This window comes from Pseudomonas sp. D8002 (assembly GCF_013385695.1).
Classification (GTDB): Bacteria; Pseudomonadota; Gammaproteobacteria; order Pseudomonadales; family Pseudomonadaceae; genus Aquipseudomonas.
In genome coordinates this window covers 23,916-41,180 of sequence record NZ_JACAPM010000037.1, presented here as the reverse complement: position 1 = coordinate 41,180, position 17,265 = coordinate 23,916, and the positions used below count along the sequence as shown (strand labels likewise).

At 61.9% G+C, this 17,265-nt stretch carries 19 protein-coding genes; 12 read left to right on the top strand and 7 right to left on the bottom strand.

What is annotated here, in order from left to right; all coding sequences use genetic code 11:
• Positions 1-66 precede the first annotated feature (66 nt).
• The gene (locus tag HX807_RS22165) at positions 67-738 is read right to left on the bottom strand and encodes a hypothetical protein (protein WP_008438842.1); all 672 of its coding nucleotides are present in this window, start codon (positions 736-738) and stop codon (positions 67-69) included.
• A 336-nt stretch (positions 739-1,074) separates the two neighbouring features.
• Here HX807_RS22165 and HX807_RS22160 point away from each other — a divergent pair, with 336 nt between their 5' ends.
• The 3 genes from HX807_RS22160 to HX807_RS22150 are packed head-to-tail and all read left to right on the top strand — an operon-like array spanning position 1,075 to position 3,586.
• Positions 1,075-2,412: an MFS transporter gene (locus tag HX807_RS22160; RefSeq protein WP_177009656.1), complete on the top strand. Its 1,338-nt coding sequence runs from the start codon at positions 1,075-1,077 to the stop codon at positions 2,410-2,412.
• A gap of 37 nt (positions 2,413-2,449) precedes the next feature.
• Positions 2,450-3,109 carry an aspartate/glutamate racemase family protein gene (locus HX807_RS22155; RefSeq protein WP_177051054.1) on the top strand — a complete coding sequence of 220 codons (660 nt, stop codon included), beginning with the start codon at positions 2,450-2,452 and terminating at the stop codon, positions 3,107-3,109.
• Positions 3,110-3,133: 24 nt separating this feature from the next.
• A complete protein-coding gene (locus HX807_RS22150; protein ID WP_177009654.1) occupies positions 3,134-3,586 on the top strand; it encodes a thiol-disulfide oxidoreductase DCC family protein in 453 nt (150 codons plus the stop codon).
• Between the two features lie 53 nt (positions 3,587-3,639).
• On the opposite strand, the gene HX807_RS22145 is transcribed toward HX807_RS22150, so the two are convergent.
• On the bottom strand, positions 3,640-4,845 hold the full coding sequence (locus HX807_RS22145) for an MFS transporter (RefSeq protein ID WP_177051052.1): 1,206 nt from the start codon (positions 4,843-4,845) through the stop codon (positions 3,640-3,642).
• A gap of 77 nt (positions 4,846-4,922) precedes the next feature.
• Positions 4,923-6,422 (bottom strand): PLP-dependent aminotransferase family protein, encoded by a 1,500-nt coding sequence (locus HX807_RS22140; RefSeq protein WP_177051050.1) that lies wholly within the window; start codon positions 6,420-6,422, stop codon positions 4,923-4,925.
• A 77-nt stretch (positions 6,423-6,499) separates the two neighbouring features.
• Here HX807_RS22140 and HX807_RS22135 point away from each other — a divergent pair, with 77 nt between their 5' ends.
• Together HX807_RS22135 and HX807_RS22130 are read left to right on the top strand one after the other, a co-directional pair.
• Positions 6,500-8,173 carry a M24 family metallopeptidase gene (locus HX807_RS22135; RefSeq protein ID WP_177051048.1) on the top strand — a complete coding sequence of 558 codons (1,674 nt, stop codon included), beginning with the start codon at positions 6,500-6,502 and terminating at the stop codon, positions 8,171-8,173.
• A gap of 85 nt (positions 8,174-8,258) precedes the next feature.
• Entirely contained in the window at positions 8,259-8,477 is a 219-nt protein-coding gene (locus HX807_RS22130; protein ID WP_003214516.1) for a DUF4287 domain-containing protein, read from the top strand.
• A 28-nt stretch (positions 8,478-8,505) separates the two neighbouring features.
• Here the strand turns inward: HX807_RS22130 and HX807_RS22125 are convergent, their stop codons facing one another.
• The 3 genes from HX807_RS22125 to HX807_RS22115 form a co-directional block, all read right to left on the bottom strand.
• Positions 8,506-9,009, bottom strand: coding sequence for a DUF2867 domain-containing protein (locus HX807_RS22125; RefSeq protein WP_102368493.1), 504 nt, complete (start codon positions 9,007-9,009; stop codon positions 8,506-8,508).
• 20 nt (positions 9,010-9,029) lie between these two features.
• Entirely contained in the window at positions 9,030-9,407 is a 378-nt protein-coding gene (locus HX807_RS22120; RefSeq protein WP_003214518.1) for a glyoxalase/bleomycin resistance/extradiol dioxygenase family protein, read from the bottom strand.
• A gap of 295 nt (positions 9,408-9,702) precedes the next feature.
• Positions 9,703-10,935, bottom strand: a complete 1,233-nt coding sequence (locus tag HX807_RS22115; RefSeq protein WP_177051046.1) for an MFS transporter — start codon at positions 10,933-10,935, stop codon at positions 9,703-9,705.
• Positions 10,936-11,000: 65 nt separating this feature from the next.
• On the opposite strand from HX807_RS22115, the gene HX807_RS22110 reads away from it, so the two are divergent.
• Positions 11,001-11,990: an AraC family transcriptional regulator gene (locus tag HX807_RS22110; protein WP_008438855.1), complete on the top strand. Its 990-nt coding sequence runs from the start codon at positions 11,001-11,003 to the stop codon at positions 11,988-11,990.
• A gap of 4 nt (positions 11,991-11,994) precedes the next feature.
• Here HX807_RS22110 and HX807_RS22105 read toward each other — a convergent pair whose 3' ends face one another.
• Positions 11,995-12,858, bottom strand: coding sequence for a LysR family transcriptional regulator (locus tag HX807_RS22105; RefSeq protein WP_134326054.1), 864 nt, complete (start codon positions 12,856-12,858; stop codon positions 11,995-11,997).
• A gap of 107 nt (positions 12,859-12,965) precedes the next feature.
• On the opposite strand from HX807_RS22105, the gene HX807_RS22100 reads away from it, so the two are divergent.
• The 6 genes from HX807_RS22100 to HX807_RS22075 all read left to right on the top strand — a co-directional run bounded on the left by HX807_RS22100 (position 12,966) and on the right by HX807_RS22075 (position 17,261).
• Complete coding sequence (locus tag HX807_RS22100; protein ID WP_003214522.1) at positions 12,966-13,358, top strand: tautomerase family protein; 393 nt, start codon at positions 12,966-12,968, stop codon at positions 13,356-13,358.
• A 275-nt stretch (positions 13,359-13,633) separates the two neighbouring features.
• Positions 13,634-14,083, top strand: a complete 450-nt coding sequence (locus HX807_RS22095) for a MarR family winged helix-turn-helix transcriptional regulator (RefSeq protein WP_003214523.1) — start codon at positions 13,634-13,636, stop codon at positions 14,081-14,083.
• Between the two features lie 26 nt (positions 14,084-14,109).
• Complete coding sequence (locus HX807_RS22090; RefSeq protein WP_003214524.1) at positions 14,110-14,673, top strand: isochorismatase family protein; 564 nt, start codon at positions 14,110-14,112, stop codon at positions 14,671-14,673.
• 2 nt (positions 14,674-14,675) lie between these two features.
• Positions 14,676-15,005, top strand: a complete 330-nt coding sequence (locus tag HX807_RS22085) for a hypothetical protein (protein WP_008438861.1) — start codon at positions 14,676-14,678, stop codon at positions 15,003-15,005.
• A 5-nt stretch (positions 15,006-15,010) separates the two neighbouring features.
• On the top strand, positions 15,011-16,225 hold the full coding sequence (locus HX807_RS22080; protein WP_003214526.1) for an MFS transporter: 1,215 nt from the start codon (positions 15,011-15,013) through the stop codon (positions 16,223-16,225).
• Positions 16,226-16,889: 664 nt separating this feature from the next.
• Positions 16,890-17,261 (top strand): hypothetical protein, encoded by a 372-nt coding sequence (locus HX807_RS22075; RefSeq protein ID WP_003207940.1) that lies wholly within the window; start codon positions 16,890-16,892, stop codon positions 17,259-17,261.
• The last annotated feature ends 4 nt before the right edge of the window (positions 17,262-17,265 follow it).

Sequence of the window (17,265 nt, the reverse complement as noted above, 5' to 3'; positions counted from 1 at the left end):
TGGGTCGGAAGCGGTCGGTCATGAGCGGCCGCTTCTGGCCGATTCTGTTGAAAAAGCCGTACTCGCTTAGCCAAGGTGACCGCCTGCATCAATGAATAGCTTGCGGAGTTTTTTTCGAGCCGCCTCTGAAAGACGCTGTGAATAGCGTTGAAACTCTTCTTCGGCTGTATCGGGCTTGCCGTTCATGGCCAATACAAACGCGTATGCAAGAGGATGTTGTATGTAGTTGTAGAAACCCAGGCCACCCGTCGACAAATGCTGCTTGACCCGCTCGAAAGCACCAGGCAGGGCGGCTATCGAACGAGCCTCGTCCCAAAACGATTCAGCTTTTGGAATGGCAGCCCGGAGGATATTGGGTGCGCTGGTTGCTATGGCATCAGGTCCGTAGCTGCATGAGATATCAAACGCTCTATCGCGCACATCGAAAGTCAGATCAGGTCGTGCTGATTTTGACGTCCTGTGCCATTTGATTTCATTGCCGGAAAGATGGGGAACGAAGTCCAGTGACAGAGCCCATGACGGCGCTAGCGCGCCGCCTTTCCACTGCTCAAGGCGAAAGAGTTGGCGAATGGGAGCATCGACGCTACGAAGCCAGGACAGCGGGCCCTGAACTTCGAATCCTAACGGCTGTAAAAGTGACTCTACGGTTGGCGAAACAATTTCGTGGATCTGATCTATTCGCACTATCTCGAACGTTTTTCCCTGCATCGGCGGCCCCATGCTCAAAAGTAATCCCATTTCGACAACTTCGGTCGTTGGTTCGACCTCAGATAATTGATGGAGTCTTCTTCATCCTCATTCGGGAATCAAGGCACACGAAACTTCTCTCGGCGAACTGTCTTTTACATCTGGCAGATAGTGAAAACGTGGTCTGACCCCTTTTCCGTTGTGGTCCTTGCGTAGAAATCACCCACCCCCTCCCTGGATAGCTCCCCGCCTTACCTGGCCCAAATCCTGCCTGCATCACTCCCACCCAGTCGCTACTGACTACGCGGACGACTCTTTTGAGCCCCGCCGCCCAATCCCCGCCCCCGATAATCAAGCATCCCCCTACCACCGCCGAGGCCTTCCCCCATGACGAGCCCATCCACCGAACAGGTCAGCCCCCAAACCCTGCGCAGAGTGATCATCGCCGCCGGTATCGGTAACTTCGTGGAGTGGTTCGACTTCGCCGTCTACGGTTTTCTCGCCACCACCATCGCCCAGCAATTCTTCCCCAGCGGTGACGCCAGCGCGGCGTTGCTGAAGACCTTTGCGGTGTTCGCGGTGGCCTTCGCCTTCCGGCCCCTGGGCGGGATTTTCTTTGGCATGCTCGGCGACCGGATCGGGCGCAAACGCACGCTGGCCATGACGATTTTGCTGATGGCCGGCGCCACCACGCTGATCGGCCTGCTGCCCACCTATGCCGCCATCGGTGTAGCGGCGCCGATTCTGTTGTCGTTGATTCGCTGCGCCCAGGGTTTTTCCGCCGGGGGCGAATACGCCGGGGCCTGTGCCTATTTGATGGAGCACGCGCCCAGTGACAAGCGCGCCTGGTATGGCAGTTTTGTGCCGGTGTCGACGTTTTCTGCGTTCGCTGCGGCGGCCGTGGTGGCGTACGCCCTGGAGGCTTCGCTGTCCGCCGAGGCAATGGGCAGTTGGGGCTGGCGCTTGCCGTTCCTGATCGCGGCGCCGCTGGGGCTGGTGGGGCTTTACCTGCGCTGGAAGCTGGATGAGACGCCGGCCTTCCAGGCGGTGAAGCAGGAGCACGCGGTCGCGCACTCTCCCCTCAGGGAAACCTTGCGCAACCATGGTGCGGCGATCTGTTGCCTGGGCGCTTTTGTGTCGCTTACGGCGTTGTCGTTCTATATGTTCACCACCTACTTCGCGACGTATCTGCAGGTGGCGGGTGGCTTGAGTCGGGCGGTGGCGTTGCTGGTGTCGCTGATTGCGCTGATTTTCGCGGCGGCGATCTGCCCGCTGGCGGGGTTGTATTCGGATCGGGTGGGGCGTCGGGTCACGGTGATGACGGCGTGTGTGTTGTTGATTGTGGTGGTGTACCCGTCGTTCCTGATGGCCAGTTCCGGGTCGTTCGCGGCGTCGGTGGTGGGGGTGATGTTGCTGGCGGTGGGCGCGGTGCTGTGTGGGGTGGTGACGGCGGCGTTGTTGTCGGAGACCTTTCCGACACGCACTCGGTATACGGCTTCAGCGATTACCTACAACATGGCGTACACGATCTTTGGCGGTACGGCGCCGTTGGTGGCGACGTGGTTGATCAGTACCACGGGCAGCAACCTGTCGCCGGCGTTTTATCTGATTGCGGTGGCGGTGCTGGCGTTGGCGGGCGGGTTGGCGTTGCCGGAGACGTCGCGGATTTCGCTGCATGAGGTGGGCGTGGAGGAAAAAGGCGCAGCGCCGGTGTTGTCGCGTTAAAGTCGGCGGGTGTTCAAAAGTGCCGGAGACCTGAGCGATGCGTATTACCTGCCTGCATACCGCCGAGAGCAACATTGCAGTGTTTGACGCTGCCGCAGCAGCGCTGGGGATCGGGTCACGGGTGTTGCACCATGCAGTCCGGGCCGATCTTCTGGCAGCGGTCGAATGCGCGGGTAAGCTGACCGCAGGCATAGCCGAGGAAACGCAGCTGGCGCTGGTTGCCCTGGCTCAGCACTGCGATGCAGTGGTACTCACCTGTTCGACCCTGGGCCCGGTGGTTGAACTTGCCGGTACTCACACCCCGGTGCCGATTTTGCGGGCAGATGAAGCGCTGGCATTCGCGGCGGTTCAAGCTGGCGGGAAGGTGGTGGTGTTGTGCGCTGTCGAAACCACACTCGAGCCGACTGCTCGCTTGTTTTACCAGATGGCCCAGCACACCGGGGCGTCGGTGGAGGTGCAACTGGTTCCGGGGGCATGGGCGATGTTCAAGGCGGGCGACCTGCACGGTTATCTCGCGACCATCGCCAGGGCTGCGGACCGTGCCTATGGGGATGGCGCGTCTATCGTGGCACTGGCGCAAGCGTCCATGAGCGAAGCCTCTTCGCTTGTAACGACGGGCCCTGCTCCACTCACCAGTGCATCGACGGGGCTGCTGGCAGCGCTGAGTCGTGCCGAACGCGGGTATGATCCAGGCTAACCCGGCCCGACTGGACCCACGCTGATGCCCGCCTCCCACACCCGGCCTACTCCCGCACCACTCCTCAAGCCCGGCGAAACCGTGGTGCTGTTCGACGGTGTGTGCAAGCTGTGCAACGGCTGGGCGAGGTTCCTGATTCGCCACGACCACGACCGACGTGTGCGCTTGGCGGCCGTTCAGTCGCCCGAAGGTCAGGCGCTACTGGCCTGGGCCGGGTTGCCGCTGGATCAGTTCGACACCCTCGCAGTGATCCGCGACCGGCATTACTGGGAGCGTTCGGAGGCGGTGTTCGAAATCATTGCGCAACTGCCTGCCCGCTGGCGCCCGTTGCTGGTGCTGCGCGCCATCCCGCGCTTTCTTCGGGATTGGGCTTATGATCGCATCGCGCGTAATCGCTATCGGCTCTTCGGGAAATACGACACCTGCCTGTTGCCGGATCCGGATCATGCGCGGCGTTTTTTGAAGGGGCCGCCATGAACACCTGAGTTTGGCTTACTCACCTGGGCAGGCGTGGAGGATAGGTAAAGCACTCACTCCCCGCGTCCAGTGTCGTAGCGTTTGGAATAGGAAGCCCCCATCAGATAGAAGCACCCACCCGCCACGATAAACGCCGCGAGCATATAGAACATGAAATGCGCCGACTGCGTTGCCAGGGCAAACCCGCACAGCACCGGCCCCAGCGCACCGCCGAGGCTGGACAGGTTTTGCGCGCCGTAATACATGCCGCGCAGGTGCTCCGGTGCGATGCGGTCGATAAACATGTACTCGGCCGGGAACACGATGATTTCGCCCACGGTGAATATCGCCACGGCCAACGCCCAATGCAGCACGGTGGTGGACAGCGCAAAACCGACGACGCCCAGCAGAAACAGGCTGAAGCCCGCCGTCAGCCATTGATTCAGATGCTCGTTGGTAATGCGCTTGCCCACGATGTACTGCAGGCAGATCACCACGGTCGCATTGACCGCCACCACCGAGCTGATGACTCGGTAGGTAAATTCCGGCGTGCTAGTGGTCACCAGGTATTGCGAGATGTAGCCGGTGAACTGGCCGAACGCCACGGCGCTCAACGCGCCGCCCACCGTGAAGCAGACCAGGCGATAGTCCTTGAGCAGAATGCGCCCCACCGCGACGAACGACACCGGGGCATTGGCCGGGTCGGCGGAGCTGAGGCTCCTGTCGCCCCACACCCAATAGGTGAGGAAGAAGCCCATGCCCAGGATCGCCGACACCAGGAACGGCAGTTTCATATCCATGTGCGCGAGCCCGGCGCCAATGAACGGCCCCACTGCGTAACCAATGTTGATCAGGGTGTAGCGCACCGAAAACACTTTGCCGCGTTCGGCTTCCGGCAGCAGTTTGCCAAACGCGGCCTTGACCACGATATCGATCACTGAATAGGCGAAGTTGAACGACACCAGAAACAGGAAAAACAGCCACAGGTGCGACGTGACGCACATGCCGATGAAGCCGACGGTGAAAAACCCCGTGAAGCTGAGGATCAATCGGTAGCTGGAGATTTTGTCAGTCAGGTAGCCGCCGTAAAGGCTCAGCAACGAACCGACGAGCATTGCACCGCCCACCACCAGGCCGATTTCGCTGATGCCCAACGTGAAGTTGGATGACAGATAAATCACAATATACGGCAGGGTAATGGCGCGCCCCAGGGTCAGGAACAACGCAGACGACAGCAGCAGATTGACCGAAAACGGGTAGTGTCTGAAGGCAGCGAGCATCAGCGTCGGTTCCTGTTATTGGCAGTATCAAAGGCTAAGTAACATATCCTTACACATCCACCTTTGAGCCGGCTTAATTATTTAGCCGCGCCCCCAATCGCCCGTGAAGCCTCAGCCAAACGCTGCGTAGCGACGCGGATTTCCTCCGAATTGAGCGAGGCGAAGCCCAGGCGCAAGGCATTTTCAGGATGATCAAACGGTGAAAACAGGCGACCGCTGCGCACCACCAGGTCCAGCTCCAGCGCTTTTTCAGCCAGTCGGTCGACGTCGATTGAGTCGGCGAACCTTACCCATAACGCCAGCCCGCCTTCGGGTTCCTGCACAGAGATCTGCTCGCCAAAAGCTTCCAGCAAACAACTGAGCAGGGTCTCCCGGCGCCGACGGTATTCCCTGGAAACCCGCCGCAGGTGCTTCTTCAATTCGCCATCGTTGATCAGGTCCGCGAGCATCCGCTGCATCACGGCATCGCCCTGGCCCAGGCTCACCGCCGCCGTACGCTCGAGCACTTCGATGAGGTTCGACGGGGCAACGATATAGCTGCAACGGAAGGTGCTGCCCAGGGACTTGGACAGCGAGCCGATGTAGATCACATGACGCTGCGCGCTATCACTGGCCAGAGGCAAATAGGGCCGTCCGGCAAAGTGGTATTCGTGGTCGTAGTCTTCCTCGATGATGCAGAAGTCATGCAGCCGGGCCAGTTCCAGGAGCTGCTGGCGACGTCCGGCACGCAGGCTGACGGTGGTAGGAAACTGGTGATGGGGGGTGACGTACATCATCCGTACGTCATGCAGGCGGCACAGCTCGGCGAGTTGGTCGACCCGGCAACCTTCGTCGTCCAGGTCCACGGTGACCAGTTGCGCACCCAACTGGCGGAAAATCTCCCAGGCCGGTGGGTAACTCAGGCGTTCGACCACCACCACATCACCGGGTTTGAGCAGCGCGCTGGCGGTCAGGTACAGCGACATCTGCACGCCTTGGGTCAGGCAAATCTGCGGCGCGCCGACCGTCAGGCCGCGATTGTGGCGCAACATTTCGGCCAGGGCATCGCGCAGGTACTGGCCGCTGCCTTCGCTGCCATGGCGCACGGTGTTGGTGGTAAAGCTGTTGCGCAAGGCATTGCGGTAATAGCGGTGCAGCACGGCTTGCGGCAGCAAGCGATGGTCACAGGCACCATTGTCAAAAAACAGCGCGCCGGGCCGGTGTTGCAGGGCTGTCACCTGTTCGCCCGGGGTGAAATAGGCCGCCGCAGGCGCCTCCCGCAATGCCGGGGCAAACGACTTCGGGGCGCGGGTGGCCGGCACCGCGCCTGTCGCCAGCTGCGAACTGACGAAGGTGCCGCGACGTTGAATGCTGACCAGCCAGCCCTTGGTCGCCGCCTCCTCGTAGGCAAGGATCACCGTCTTGCGGTTGACGTCCAGCAGTTGCGCCATCTCCCGCGTGCCGGGCAACAGCGCTCCGGGGCGCAGGCGGCCCTCGACAATCGCGCTCACCAGGCCCTCTACGATCTTTCTGTAGGATGCCTGCGGCTGCTCCCCATCGAGTTTGAGCAACGGGCGCCATTTGCGAAGCTGGACCATATGAATTATCCAAAACTGGAGGTTCTCCTGGTCCTAGTCTACCGCAACAATCGAGCCTCAATTGCCCCGAGGTGTTTATGCAAAACCGCCATGTCGTTGAATTGTTGCCCTCGGGCAAATCCTTCGAAGCTGCCGATCAATTGCTGCTCGACGCCATGCTGGCCAGCGGTCTCGCCGTACCCTTTTCCTGCCGGCGCGGCGCCTGCGGATCGTGCAAGGTCAAGGTGGTGTCGGGCCAGCACCGGGAAAAGCTGCGCACACCCGACACCCCTGCCGCCTCCTATCCGCTCGCGGCTGACGAGATGTTGCTGTGCCAGAGCCATGCCTGCAGCGACATGCGCCTGGAAATCCCCGGCTGGTCACTGGACACGCCAACGCTGGAAGCCAGCGCACAGGTGATCAGCAAACGCGCGTTGAGCGCCGACATCGTCGAGCTGGTGTTGCTGACTGCCCAGCCACTCGAAGTCCGGGCCGGCCAGTACCTCAGGTTTCGCCTCGACGATGGCGACAGCCGCTGTTTCTCCGTGTCCAATCTGCCCGCGCAGGACCAAGGCCGGTTGGTGTTTCATATTCGCCAGGTCAGCGGTGGCCTGTTTTCCGAACGCATCCTGCCGACCTTGCAAGTGGGTGATGCGGTGAAACTCGAAGGCCCCGTGGGCGCCTGCACCTGGCAACACGACGATGAACGCCCTGTTGTGCTGTTCGCTACCGGGACCGGTTATGCCGGTATCAAGCCCTTGTTGCTGACGGCCCTGGCCCGCCAGGCCGAGGTCACCCTGTATTGGGGTAACTCGGCCCCGGCGGACTTCTACGACGTCGAGTTTCTCGAACGGGCCAGCCAGGCCCATCCACGCTTTCTCTGGCATCGGGTTTTGTCGGCAGACGCCCGCGTACAGCAGGTCGCGTTGACACAGCCCCATGACTGGGCCGAGAGCCAAATCTACGCCTGCGGCAATAGCACGATGATCAACCAGGCCCGCGAAGCCTGCCTGGCGGCAGGTGCGCAGGCGCATCGTTTTGTCGCCGAAGCCTTCGTCCCCAGCGGTGCATTGACGCCAGCGGAGTCGCTCAACACGCGGCACCCGGTGCTGGAAAAAGTCGGCCCGCGCTACTCGCTGGACGGCATGCTTGCGGCCCGCGAGCAAACGGTCAGGGCCCTGGCCGCCATCGCCGATCAATTGAAAGCCGGCATGACCACGGCGCAAGCCCTCGCAATGGCCAGCGAGACATTGCAGGCCATGGGCGCGTCTCACACCTGGCATCCCACCTATATCCGCTTTGGCGAAGACACCATCCGCACACCCCGCCAAGGCATCGACCTGCTGCGCAAGCTGCGGCCCACCGACATCGCCGTGGTGGACCTTGGCCCGGTGTGGGATGGCTATGAAGGCGATTATGGCGACACCTTCGTCTTCGGCGAGCACCCGTTGCATGGTGCCTGTGTGAAGGCACTGCATGAAGTGTTCGACGAAACCCGCAACGCCTGGCACCAAGGGCTGACCGGACGCGAGCTGTATGACTTCGCCGAGCAAAGTGCCCACTCCAAAGGCTGGCGCCTTGAGCGCAACCTGGCCGGACACCGCATCGCCGACTTCCCCCATGCCCTGTTCGGGCAGGACAAGCTGGCTGAAGTCGAGATCGTACCGAGCGAGATGGTCTGGGTGCTGGAGATACAGATCTGCCATCCCACACAACCGGTCGGGGCGTTCTTCGAGGATATTCTGATTGGCGAGGCCAACGGGGGCGTGTAGGGATGGGCCGTACGGTGGACCCGGTGAGTCCAGAGCGGTAACGTTATCCGGGCATTATCACCTCAGCAAAAAGGGAGTTTGCATCATGACCGACGACACAAAAACAAAAGGGCCAGCGTCGTACTTCCCCTCCATCGAAAAAAACTATGGGCAACCCATTAGCCACTGGCTGGATCTGCTCAAGGCCGCCAGTTCCAGGAAGCATATGGAGCTTGTGGCCTTGCTCAAGACTGAACACGGCATGGGCCATGGTCACGCCAATGCGTTGGTTGCGTACTTCTTGGCGGCTGAAAAAGGCAATTGATCCACCTCCCGGCGGGCGGTGAACGTGCCTACCCGCCGGGCGTTGCGGCTGTCTCTTGCAGCGTTCGTTCAAGTCGTCGTAGGTGAGCATTCACAATGAGTTTGTGCGCTGGCCCCACTGGCAGCATGTAGAGGCGCCCATAGGTGTTATGGGTGACAACCGACGAGGTGATCGTGAGTACACGGTCAGCGATTGAAAGGCAGATCATCACATCCAGGTGCCGGTCACGCTCGGTCAGCACCAGCATGTCGGGCGCGCTGCGTTCCACCAGGAAGAAGTCCAGCCGGTCGCCGACCTGCACAGCCTCGCGCAAGGTGCCGGAGAACCCACCGATGCGCTTCACACCAAACAACGAGGAAATGGCATCCCTGATTCGGAAAGCCACCTGCATCAACGGCCCCGGTTCGCCGGTCATGATGTTCCAGGCATCCAGCGCGGTGATTTCAGTAGGCAGCGGGGCTGACCGGGTGTCGTAGTAATCAAGCTCTGACGGTGCACGCAGCGTGTGAACAACATCGGTAGTCGTCAACATTATCTTCCCTGATTGCTCGGTTAGAGCGGCTGACCTACATCAATACGATTCCCGTCCGGGTCTTCGAACACAAACGCCCGCAACCCGTAATCCTGATCCTTGAGGCGCTTGATGATCCTCGCCCCATGCTGCACGCAAGCGGCGTGCAGCCTGTCGACATCGTCCACCATCAGGTGGGCAATCGTGAACGCGGCGGCTGGGTGGTTGGGTTGCAAGGTCAAATGCAGCTCGCCCTGGTCGCGCTGCAGAATCATGAAGCCGATCGGGTTTCCATTTTCGAATGCTTTCGTAAACCCCAGGGCCCTGGTGTAAAAATCATGGGCCCTGCCCATGTCCTTTACGGGAAGCGTTACTGCAATTCGTCCGAAACGGACGCCATGATCAACGACTGCGCTCATCGCAGAACCTCAACGTGCAAGCACCATGACACCTGCCAGGCGGTGCTGGTGAGTGTGAAGCGCCTTGCCAAACCTGAAGGAGCAGGACGGTGCCTGCGAGGCAGAGGTTATTTTGCGTAGCTACCGAAGTAAAGAGAGATACGAGGGTCGTTGCCGGGCAATGATCAGCAGGCGGTCGTTCACCTACGATTGCTCGGAGTCGGACCTGAGCCCCAAATCAGCAAGATTGATCAAGCGGACTGAAAGGAGGGCGAAGCGCATGCGTTTATTCTCGCCCCCTGCCTCTAACACGGTTTCAGAGATGAAACGCCGGCCCCGCCTCTGCACCTTGTGGAGGCGCTTCAACCTTCACCTTCAGCGCAATCAACAGTGCCGCCAACAGCATCAAGATACCTGCCGCGACAAAGACCCCGCCGATACCACTGAAACTGAACATCGCGCCGCCTGCCGCCGCCCCGGCGGCAATCGCCGACTGCACTGAAGCCACCACCATGCCCCCGGCGCTTTCGGCCTGGTCAGGCACTGCCCGCGCCACCCAGTTCGACCAGGCCACCGGCACCCCGCCAAACGCCAGGCCCCAGAGCATCAACAACCACACCTGCCCGGTCACGGTTGCCGGCAACAGCGCCAGGGCGAGCGCCGCAACGCCCACCAGCGCGGGCATCAGCACCAATGTTCCACGCGGCAGACGCACCAGCAGCCAGCCGGCCAGCAGCGTGCCGGCAAAGTTTGCAACGCCGAACCCCAGCAACATCAACGCCAGCCCCTCGGCACCCACGCCAGTGGTGCTTTCCAGGAATGGCCGGATATAGGTGAACAGCGCAAAGTGCCCGGTGTGCACCAGCACGCACCCCAACATGCCCACGGCAATGCCCGGACGCAGCAGCACTTCCAGCACCGTCCTCAAGCGGGCGGTCCTGCGGGGTGCGAGCGGCGGCAGGGTGAACAGCTGGAACACCAGGGTCACGCCGCCCACTGCGGCGGCGGCGAGAAACGCGCTGCGCCAGCCGTACAGCCCACCCAAAAAGCTGCCCAGCGGCACCGCCACGACAGTGCCCACCGCGATGCCGCTGAAGATGATCGACAAGGCACGCGGCAGCAGTGCCGCCGGTACAAGCCGCATCGCCACCGCCGCCGCCATGCTCCAGAAGCCACCCAGGGCGATGCCCAGCAGGACGCGCATCAGCAGCAACACCGTGAGGCTCGACGAGACCGCCACCAGCAGGTTGGAGCAGATCATCAGTGCGCTGAAGCACAACAGCACCACGCGCCGGTCGATCCCGCGGGTCAGGCCCGGTACCAGCAGCCCGGCGAACAACGCCACCACCGCCGTGACTGTCACCGCCTGCCCTGCCAAGGCTTCCGAGACGCCGAGTTCGGCCGCCATCGGCGTCAACAAACTGGCCGGCAGGTACTCCGCCGTGAGTAATCCGAACACGCCCATCGCCAACGAAAACACCGCCATCCAGGCCGGTGTCGCGGGCGCCACATCTGCACCGGTTACGGCGTCACACACACAACTGCTCATCACTGGTCACCCTCCAAAAGTTATCGCGACCGCCAGTCTAGGTACGCAGGGCAGGATGATCTATGATGCAAAATCTTGAATCCTTTACCGAAACCCCGAAAATGATGCCTCCAGAACCGTTCGACGTGTCCTCTGACCTCATCAACGAGCTGCTGCGCGGCATGCGCCTGCGGGGCGTCGAGTACCGCCGCATCCAGGCCGGGCCGGCGTTTGGCCTGGGCTTTGCGGCCAAACCCGGGCATGCGTACTTCCACCTTGTCGCCGCCGGCGGCGTCACCCTGCGTACCGAGGACGGCACGCAGTACGAACTGACGCCGGGCAACGCCGTGTTCATCTCCCACGGGGGCGCCCATCAGTTGCTCTCCAGCCCGGAGGTGCCGGTGCAGGACATCGACAGCTTCAACGCCGCAGCCCTCGGCGATGCGGTGTGTGCCGTGGATGCCCGCGCCGATGCAGGCGTGGCTCAAAGCACCCTGCTCTTCAGCGGCTGCATGGAGTTTGAACTGGGGAGTTTGCACGGCCTTGGCCGCCTGATGCCGGACCTGATGCTGATCGACGCCAAGGGCCAACGTTATCCGGGGTTGATGCCGATCCTGGCGGCCATGGAGCGTGAAGTCAGCAGCGCCCGCATCGGCTTCGCCGGCATTCTGGCGCGCTTGGCGGACGTGGTGGCGGCCATGGTTGTTCGGGGCTGGGTCGAATGTGCCTGCGGGAATGCGTCCGGCCTGGTGGCCGCGCTACGCGACCCGCGCCTGGCCAAGGCCCTGCTGGCGTTGCATCAACAGCCTGGGCGCGACTGGACGGTGGAAGAGCTGGCGGCGCAGTGTCATACCTCGCGCTCGGTGTTCGCCCAACACTTTCAAACCACGATCGGCACGCCACCGTTGCGCTACGCCACCGAACTGCGGATGCGCCTGGCCAGCCAGTGGCTGACGCTGGAGCGGCTGCCCATTGAAACCGTGGCGCAACGCCTTGGCTATAACTCCCAGGCCGCGTTCAGCCGGGCATTCAAGCGCGTCACCGGGCAGCCGCCGGGGGCCAGCCGGAGGTCTTGAGCCGCTAGGAAAAGTGCGTGATCAACATTTCTCGCACTGCACTGACCAGCGAAGCCTCTCCCGGACGCGGCGGTAACAGGCTGAACTCGACATCGGGCAGCGCCGGAAGCGTTTGAATCGACCGGCATGCCTCGGCCCCGGCAGGCACGGCCGAGCTGTTCAGGCACGCCACACCCAGCCCCGCCAGCAGTGCCGATTGCAGGCCCGCCACCCCGGACGCGGAATGCGCAATGACATACGGCACCCCGCGCGCATCCAACAGGTCGATGGTGAACCGCTGCAAGCTGCAATCCTGGGGAAGTACCACCAACGGCAGCGGCGCCACGAGTTCGTGCTGTGCGTCGAACCCACTGAGTGCCACCCACCGCAGGGCCTCTCGTCGTACGGGAATGCCTTCGGGAAGGCTGCGACCGTCGAGGATGCGCATCGACAGGCCAATGTCGAATTCGCCGCTGTTGGCGCCCTTTTCGATTTGCAGGCTCTTGCGCACCGAAACATGCAACCGAAGCTGCGGATATCGCGTGCGCAAACCCTTCAACATGCCCGCGATGGCGCTCGGCAAAAAATAGTCGGTGATGGCCAGGCGCAGTTCGCCGCTCAAGGTTACGCCGCGCATATCCTCAAGCACGCAGTCACTCAGCGCGAGCAATTCACGCGCATGTGCCAGCAGGCGCTCTCCGGCAGGTGTGGGGCTCACGCCTTTTTTGCCGCGCTCCAGCAGCGTCACGCCGGTGAAGGTTTCCAGCTTGCGAAGTTGCTCACTGAGCGCGGACTGGGAACGGCACAACTTGGGCGCGGCCGCCGAAAGGCTGCCGGATTCCAGGATGGTGACGAAGGAGCGCAGTTGCTCAAGGTCAAAGGGGCGCATGTCTAACCTGCGTTTTTTCCGATAGATATCATTATATCTTCCCGTTTTTCAGATCCGAATAATTTTCTTAATCTGGCACCTCACCCTACCCTTACGAGGAATTCGCCATGCCAGGCATCACCCTGAAAATCTCCGGAGAACGCAATCCCGAACTGGTCCGCCAGCTCGTCCCGCAGCTCACTGCACTGACCTGTGAAGTGCTCGAGAAACGCCCGGAGCAGACCTTGCTGATTCTCGATTTTGTGCCGCACGACCAGTGGTTCATTCATAACCGCTCGCTGGCCGAACACGGGCGCAACGCATTCCGCCTGGAAGTCACCGTGACCGATGAGACCAACACCAAGGCGCAAAAGGCGCGTTTTCATCGTGAGGCCTACACGCTGTTGGCGGAGTTGATCGGCAACCTGCACCCGCACTCCAATGTGCACATCATCGACTGCCGGGCCAGTGCCTACGGCTATGAAGGGGTGACTCAGGAGTACCGCTATCAACACACTTGATAGGCCGGGAAAAAGCCGCGCATGCATGTCGATCAGGTCAATGCGCGGCTCATCAAGTCCGTGAACAGTTGCAGAACCCGTTCATCATCCACGCCCAACAATCGGTCACCCACATAGCATTCGGTCTTGCACCATCCCGGTCCATGAACGACAGCACGCCCAGCCGCGACACCAAGTAACGCCCCGGCAAAAGGACCGTTGACGCGGGCTTTTATGACAAAAATTTCATACAGCTAAACTGTACAGTTTTTCTGCACGCATGCTAATGTCCGAGCATGAACAAACCTTCCATCACCTCCGAAACCCAATCCGCCGCCCTGGCTGCCGAGCTGCGCATCTCCCTGGGCAAGCTGATACGCCGGCTGCGGGAACAAACCCATCCGAACGATTTCACTTCCGCCCAGAAGTCGGTGCTGCTGCGCCTGGACCGAGACGGGCCCAGCACCGTCTCGGCCCTGGCCCGGGCGGAGAGCGTGCGGCCGCAGTCCATGCGCATCACCGTGGCCGGGCTGGAAACGATGAAAGCGATCAGGGGCAAACCCGACCCCAGCGATGGGCGCCAAACCCTGATCGAGCTGACTCCCGGCTTTCGTAAGCACCTGATCGCCAGCCGGGCAGCCAAGGACGATTGGCTGTTGCGGGCGCTGCAGGAGCAACTGTCTGCCGAAGAACAAGCTGAACTCGCGGCAGCGGTAAAGCTGCTGGAGCGCCTCGCCGACTTTTGAGCCCCCTATCCGTTCGAGGACATCCCATGGCCGTCACCTTGCTGGATCCCAACACCGCGCTGATCATCGTGGACTTGCAAAAAGGCATCGCCGAATACCCGTTCATCCACCCCATCGGCGCCGTGGTGGAACGCTCCCGTGCACTGCTCGACGCGTTCCGCGAGCGCGGCATGCCGGTGGTGCTGGTCAACGTCACAGGCTTCGCCCCTGGGCGCACCGAGCGGCCACGGCGCAGCGATGTATTTCCACCGGGATGGGCCGACCTGCTGCCCGAACTCGATCAGCAACCCGGCGACATTGGGGTGACCAAACGCACCTGGGGTGCCTTCGCCAGCACCGATCTTGAGGCGCAACTCAAAGCACTCGGCGTGACCCAAGTGGTGATCACCGGCGTTGCTACCGGAACCGGCGTGGAGTCCACCGCGCGCCAGGCCTACGAGGCCGGCTTCAACGTGACCCTGGCCGTCGACGCCATGACCGACGCGAACGCCGAGGCCCATCACTACAGCCTGAACCAGGTATTCCCGAAGCTGGGGGAAACCGGCACGGCGCAAGAGATCATCGGCTTGCTTGAAACAAGGGGGGCGTGACGATGCAATGGCATGAGCTGGTGTCTTATTTCTTCGGCGGCGTATTGCTCGCCAACGCGCTGCCCCATTGCCTCAGTGGCTTGATGGGCCAGTCCTTCCAGACGCCGTTTGCCAAGCCGCGCGGCCAGGGGCGGTCCTCCTCGACGCTGAATGTGCTCTGGGGTTTTCTCAACCTGGTGATCGGCTACGTGCTGGTCTGCCGGGTCGGGGACTTCGATCTCAAAAACACCGCTGATGTGCTCGCCCTCGGGCTCGGGGCCTTGGCCCTGAGTGTATTCCTGGCGCAGCATTTCGGGCGCTTCAACGGTGGTCATTCCTCAGGGCCGGTGTGAGTTCGATGGGCATTTTCCGCTCGCTGCGCAGCGTCAACTACCGCATTTGGGCCGCCGGCGCCCTGGTGTCGAATATCGGCACCTGGATGCAACGCACGGCCCAGGACTGGCTGGTGCTGACCCAGCTCACGCCGCATAACGCGTCGGCCGTCGGCATCGTCATGGCGTTGCAGTTCGGACCGCAATTGCTGTTGCTGCCCTGGACCGGCTTCGCCGCCGATCACTACGACAAGCGCAAGCTGCTGATGGTCACCCAGGGCGTGATGGGCGTGCTGGCGCTGATGCTGGGGGTGTTTACCCTGACCGGCATCGTGCAGCTGTGGCACGTGTATGTGTTCGCGTTTTTGTCCGGCTGCGCGTCGGCCTTCGATGCACCGGTGCGGCAGATATTCGTGGCGGAGCTGGTGGGCGAAGCGGACCTGTCCAATGCCATCGCGCTCAATTCCACCTCGTTCAACATGGCGCGCATGATTGGCCCGGCGGTGGCCGGCGTGACCATCGCATCGGTGGGCACCGGCTGGGCGTTCCTGCTCAATGGCGCGAGTTTTTTCGCGGTGCTGGCCTCGCTGTTTCTGCTGCGGGTTTCCGGCCTGCACACCAGCCTGCGGGCGCTGCGCACCAAGGGCAGCCTGACTGAAGGCCTGCGCTATGTGTGGGCGCGGCCGGACCTGATGGCGATCCTGATCATGCTGTTCTTGATCGGCACCTTCGGCATGAATTTTCCGATCTTCATCTCGACCATGGCCGTCACCGTGTTCCACGCCGATGCCCGCGGCTATGGCCTGCTGACGTCGACCCTGGCCATCGGCACCGTTGCCGGGGCGCTGCTCGCAGCCGGTCGCGAGCGGCCACACTTCAAGGCGTTGTTGATCGGCGCGCTGGTGTTCGGGGTAGGCTGCACGCTGGCGGCGATTGCCCCGAACTATTGGTTGTTCGCCGGGGCGCTGGTGATCATCGGCGTGGGCGCCCTGACCTTCAGCAACACCACCAACAGCCTGATGCAACTCACCACCGAACCTTCCATGCGCGGCCGGGTAATCGCCCTGCGGGTGGGCGTGGCCCTGGGCGGCACACCGATTGGCGCACCGATTGTGGGCTGGGTGGCCGACCATCTTGGCCCGCGCTGGGCGTTGGCGGTCGGCGCGGCCTCGGGCATCCTGGCGGCCGGCGTGGCGGTGTACACCATGACGCGCAAGCTGGATCGGCCTAAAAATATGTGATGGGCAACACAGCTCCCACAGTTGATCTTCGCAGGCTCGCACAGTTGATCGTTCCCACGCTCTGCGTGGGAATACATCCTGTGACGCTCCGCGTCACCATTGCGCAGGACTTGAACCTTGCATCGTCAGCTGGACGCAGAGCGTCCGAGGCGGCGTTCCCACGCAGAGCGTGGGAACGATCAATATCTGAAGGGCAACACGAATCCAGTGTGGGAGCTGTCGAGCTTCAGCGAGGCTGCGAAGAGGTCCTGTCAGGCAATAAAGATGTCGCCTGCCAGTCCGCCATCGCAGCCTCGCTAAAGCTCGACAGCTCCCTCAGTTGATCTTCGCAGGCTCGCACAGTTGATCGTTCCCACGCTCTGCGTGGGAATACATCCTGTGACGCTCCGCGTCACCCCTGCGCAGGGCTTGAGCCTTGCATCGTCAGCTGGACGCAGAGCGTCCGAGGTGGCATTCCCACGCAGAGCGTGGGAACGATCAATATCTGAAGGGCAACACGAATCCAGTGTGGGAGCTGTCGAGCTTCAGCGAGGCTGCGAAGAGGTCCTGTCAGGCAATAAAGATGTCGCCTGCCAGTCCGCCATCGCAGCCTCGCTAAAGCTCGACAGCTCCCTCAGTAGATCTCTCGCGTATCATCACCCTCCTCGCTCCTCAAGGACTCCCCATGTCTTCAAGCAAACGCGACAGCGCACGCATCGAACGTCGCCTGGTCGCGACCCTGACCGAAGCCTGTGAGATCGCGAAAGCCGAAATCACCGGCTTCGACTGGCTGACCCACGAAGTCGACTATCAGGCCTTTGCCCAAAGCCTGCTGGTCATCTGGGTATTCGATACCAGGGCGAACCGGGAACTGGCCCTTTCTACCGGACTGGACCTGCGCATGCGCGAGCTGACGGCCACCGCGCTGGAGGATGCCGGGGTGGATCGCCCTTCTTCGCACCGCTACGTGCGCTTCGACTCCGAGGAAGAATGCCACCTGCAGCATGGCGGCAATTGGCGCCTGCGCCTGCTCAAACTGTATGCGGTAAAGGGGTAAAGCC

Excerpts from the sequence above, each read along its gene's own strand:
- HX807_RS22120 (WP_003214518.1), bottom strand. The coding sequence starts at position 9,407 with ATGAGCGCAGTCGTTGATCATGGCGTCCGTTTCGGACGAATTGCAGTA.
- HX807_RS22130 (WP_003214516.1), top strand. The coding sequence starts at position 8,259 with ATGACCGACGACACAAAAACAAAAGGGCCAGCGTCGTACTTCCCCTCC.
- HX807_RS22125 (WP_102368493.1), bottom strand. The coding sequence starts at position 9,009 with ATGTTGACGACTACCGATGTTGTTCACACGCTGCGTGCACCGTCAGAG.
- HX807_RS22105 (WP_134326054.1), bottom strand. The coding sequence starts at position 12,858 with ATGCGCCCCTTTGACCTTGAGCAACTGCGCTCCTTCGTCACCATCCTG.
- HX807_RS22155 (WP_177051054.1), top strand. The coding sequence starts at position 2,450 with ATGCGTATTACCTGCCTGCATACCGCCGAGAGCAACATTGCAGTGTTT.
- HX807_RS22150 (WP_177009654.1), top strand. The coding sequence starts at position 3,134 with ATGCCCGCCTCCCACACCCGGCCTACTCCCGCACCACTCCTCAAGCCC.
- HX807_RS22160 (WP_177009656.1), top strand. The coding sequence starts at position 1,075 with ATGACGAGCCCATCCACCGAACAGGTCAGCCCCCAAACCCTGCGCAGA.
- HX807_RS22100 (WP_003214522.1), top strand. The coding sequence starts at position 12,966 with ATGCCAGGCATCACCCTGAAAATCTCCGGAGAACGCAATCCCGAACTG.
- HX807_RS22110 (WP_008438855.1), top strand. The coding sequence starts at position 11,001 with ATGCAAAATCTTGAATCCTTTACCGAAACCCCGAAAATGATGCCTCCA.
- HX807_RS22135 (WP_177051048.1), top strand. The coding sequence starts at position 6,500 with ATGCAAAACCGCCATGTCGTTGAATTGTTGCCCTCGGGCAAATCCTTC.
- HX807_RS22080 (WP_003214526.1), top strand. The coding sequence starts at position 15,011 with ATGGGCATTTTCCGCTCGCTGCGCAGCGTCAACTACCGCATTTGGGCC.
- HX807_RS22140 (WP_177051050.1), bottom strand. The coding sequence starts at position 6,422 with ATGGTCCAGCTTCGCAAATGGCGCCCGTTGCTCAAACTCGATGGGGAG.
- HX807_RS22090 (WP_003214524.1), top strand. The coding sequence starts at position 14,110 with ATGGCCGTCACCTTGCTGGATCCCAACACCGCGCTGATCATCGTGGAC.
- HX807_RS22075 (WP_003207940.1), top strand. The coding sequence starts at position 16,890 with ATGTCTTCAAGCAAACGCGACAGCGCACGCATCGAACGTCGCCTGGTC.
- HX807_RS22095 (WP_003214523.1), top strand. The coding sequence starts at position 13,634 with ATGAACAAACCTTCCATCACCTCCGAAACCCAATCCGCCGCCCTGGCT.
- HX807_RS22165 (WP_008438842.1), bottom strand. The coding sequence starts at position 738 with ATGGGATTACTTTTGAGCATGGGGCCGCCGATGCAGGGAAAAACGTTC.
- HX807_RS22085 (WP_008438861.1), top strand. The coding sequence starts at position 14,676 with ATGCAATGGCATGAGCTGGTGTCTTATTTCTTCGGCGGCGTATTGCTC.
- HX807_RS22115 (WP_177051046.1), bottom strand. The coding sequence starts at position 10,935 with ATGAGCAGTTGTGTGTGTGACGCCGTAACCGGTGCAGATGTGGCGCCC.
- HX807_RS22145 (WP_177051052.1), bottom strand. The coding sequence starts at position 4,845 with ATGCTCGCTGCCTTCAGACACTACCCGTTTTCGGTCAATCTGCTGCTG.